Below are 2678 nucleotides of genomic sequence, written 5' to 3'. Positions count from 1 at the left end.
ATGATCAAAGTATCATTGCGCAGGTGGCGATTAATTCGTAATTTACCCCCACATATGTAAATGCGCCGTAAGAGCGCCAGAAAAAGAAGGTTTCCTGATGGTGGAACAGCGTCGTTTGGCAAGTACTGAATGGGTGGATATTGTGAATGAAGACAACGAAGTCATTGCACAATCCAGCCGGGAACAGATGCGAGCGCAGGGCCTGCGTCATCGTGCGACCTATATTGTTGTACACGACGGAATGGGCAAAATACTGGTGCAACGTCGTACCGAGACAAAAGATTTTTTACCCGGAATGTTAGATGCCACTGCCGGTGGCGTTGTGCAGGCTGACGAACAGTTGCTGGATTCTGCCCGCCGTGAAGCGGAAGAAGAGTTAGGCATCGCCGGTGTGCCATTCGCCGAACATGGTCAGTTCTACTTTGAAGATAAGAACTGTCGCGTCTGGGGTGCGCTGTTCAGCTGTGTGTCGCACGGCCCGTTCGCCTTGCAGGAAGAAGAGGTCAGCGAAGTTTGCTGGCTGACGCCGGAAGAAATTACCGCCCGCTGTGATGAATTCACGCCCGACTCGCTGAAAGCGCTGGCGCTGTGGATGACCCGTAACGCTAAAAATGAAGCGGCAAGGTCAGAGTCGCAACAGGAGAAGCAGGAAGAGGCGGAGTAACGTCCTTTCTGAACTAACCGTAAAAAGGAGCCATAAGCGGCTCCTTTTGTCTTTTAGTGGTATCCCATGATTTGAGCGCCAATCACCACCACGCTGGACATAATGAACAGCAGCCCCAGCAGCGTCGCACCCACTTTCAGCCAGTTACGGAAATCCACCCGGCAGACGCCTAATGTCGCCATCAGTGATGCAGAGGTCGGATAGATGATGTGGCTAAAGCCATCGCCAAACTGGAACGCCAGTACGGTGACCTGACGGTTAACCCCCACCAGATCGCCGAGCGGCGCTAACAGCGGCATGGTCAGCGCCGCCTGGCCCGATCCCGACGTTACAAAGAAATTAAACACCGCCTGGAAGAGCAGCATAAACCACGCAGCAACGGCATTGTCCAGTCCGCTGATGCCGTTGGCGATGCTGTGTAACAGCGTATTGAGCACGCTGGCGTCACCCGCTTCGCCGTTGCCTACCAACAGTAAAATGCCTTTGGCAAAACCTACCAGCAGGGCGGGGGCAATCATCATGCGTGCGCCTTCGGTGAATGAGGACGCCATGATGTTGACCGTCATGCCGTTAAGACGGAAGACAACGGCGATAATGCCAATGACCAGGCCCATGGTGAAAAACTGACTGGCTATCTCCGGAATAAACCATGCGTTGACGATAACGCCCCAGACCACCCAAACCATCACCCCGGTCAGCACCAGCAGCACCAGCCAGTCGCCGATTGTGAAGCGGCGCTCGACAACATCATCCTGCTGTTCGCGAAAGAAACGGTCAGATTCATGCACGCGTGACAGAAGCGGATTCTTTTTCACCCGCGAGGCATAGACCAGGGTAAACGTCAGACCGATCAGTGTCGAAATAACCCATACCACGATGCGCAGACCGGAACCGGAGAGGACCGGTACGCCGGCAATGCCCTGCGCGACCACCACGCAGAAAGGGTTCATCCATGAACTGGCAAAGCCAATTTGTGTCGCAATATAGGTCACTAACACCGTGGTGATACTGTCATACCCCAGTCGCACCATCAGCGGCGCGATGATGATCGCGAAGGCAACCGCCTCTTCTCCCATGCCGAACACCGCACCGCCCAGCGAGAAGAGAATAAACAGTACCGGGATAAACAGAACCTCGTTGCCTTTGGTATGACGGATGAGCGCAAGGATGCCGTTATCAATAGTTCCCGTGCGCATAACGATGCCAAACGCACCGCCAATCACCAGCATAAACATGATGATACCGACGGCGGTACCGAATTTAGAGCCGGAGGTCAGCCCTTCGAACGGGAAGTTCATCAGTCCCGGGCTTTCATCGCCGGTAGTGAAGAATTTAACCGGATGATACTGCGCTTCACCGGCCTCGTTGGTCAGAATACGGAAAGAGTGGGGGTCAACCACTTTACGGGTTTTTGTCTGACCATCTACCTGGTATTGCACCTCCTGGCTGTCGAACATCCCGACGGGGACAACCCAGGTCGCAAGGCTGGTTAAAATGGCGACAAAGAAAATAATGACCAGCGTATCGGGCATGGCCCATTTTCTGGCTGGCTGTGTTTCGGTTACTGCAGACATGAAAGACTATCCCTGTTGCAAAGCAAAGAGGCTAAGTATGCAAACAGGCGAATGGTTATTCATTGATGCAGCGCAGTTAAGCAAATAAATCCGTTTTTGCATTGCCAGAAACGGCAATAAAAAAGCCGGAAATCAGGGGGATTTCCGGCTTTTGACCGGGCCCGTCCGGACCCAGCGGAGACAACTTACTGCTGTTGTGAAGACTGAATCGCGGTCAGAGCGATGGTGTAGACGATATCGTCAACCAGCGCGCCACGGGACAGGTCGTTCACCGGCTTACGCATACCCTGCAGCATCGGCCCGATAGAGATCAGGTCGGCTGTACGCTGTACCGCTTTGTAGGTGGTGTTACCGGTGTTCTGATCCGGGAAGTTGAACACGGTAGCGCGACCGGCAACCGGAGAGTTCGGCGCTTTGGAGTTCGCTCCGTCAGCCATCTC

3 protein-coding genes are annotated in these 2678 nt (G+C 54.0%); 1 reads left to right on the top strand and 2 read right to left on the bottom strand.

Translation table 11 applies throughout. The features are described 5' to 3' along the window. Nucleotides 1-97: 97 nt before the first annotated feature. Nucleotides 98-664 carry an NUDIX hydrolase YfcD gene (gene yfcD, locus AB7E14_RS22655; RefSeq protein WP_042317782.1) on the top strand — a complete coding sequence of 189 codons (567 nt, stop codon included), beginning with the start codon at nucleotides 98-100 and terminating at the stop codon, nucleotides 662-664. Nucleotides 665-717: 53 nt separating this feature from the next. On the opposite strand, the gene yfcC is transcribed toward yfcD, so the two are convergent. Continuing rightward, on the bottom strand, nucleotides 718-2238 hold the full coding sequence (gene yfcC, locus AB7E14_RS22650; RefSeq protein ID WP_043000011.1) for a putative basic amino acid antiporter YfcC: 1521 nt from the start codon (nucleotides 2236-2238) through the stop codon (nucleotides 718-720). Nucleotides 2239-2423: 185 nt separating this feature from the next. Next, nucleotides 2424-2678: phosphate acyltransferase (locus AB7E14_RS22645; RefSeq protein WP_428169999.1), on the bottom strand; the 255-nt coding region annotated here is incomplete at its 5' end.

The sequence above is a fragment of the Citrobacter sp. genome, assembly GCF_050252275.1.
Lineage (GTDB): Bacteria > Pseudomonadota > Gammaproteobacteria > Enterobacterales > Enterobacteriaceae > Citrobacter_A > Citrobacter_A amalonaticus.
This window is presented reverse-complemented; position numbering and strand designations above follow the sequence as displayed.